A 265-nucleotide genomic window follows, 5' to 3' on the forward strand; every position below is an offset into this window, starting at 1 on the left:
ATCGAGGAGCCGTCAAACATGACGCCATCGGCGAACATGTCTTAATCGACGCAGACGATGTCCATCGTGACATGCTGCAGCTTGCCCTTGGGGTCGGTGAAGCGCCGGTCAACGAACTTGACGTCGTTATCCTTGATTTGTTTGAGAATTTCGCTGGCCTTCGTCATGAAATTTCTCTTCCCTTGACTTAGATGACGATTTTTAGCCGCAGCCAAAAGGCCGTGCGGGTTAAATGGCGTCTATGCCAGTTTCACCGGTGCGGATC

Annotated in this window: 1 protein-coding gene; it reads left to right on the forward strand. The window is 51.7% G+C overall.

What is annotated here, in order from left to right:
• A partial coding sequence (locus tag ACR9ZK_RS22265) for a hypothetical protein (RefSeq protein WP_481344116.1) occupies window positions 1-191 on the forward strand: 191 nt, incomplete at its 5' end.
• Window positions 192-265 lie beyond the last annotated feature (74 nt).

The organism is Monashia sp. HAY1-5C (assembly GCF_056755255.1).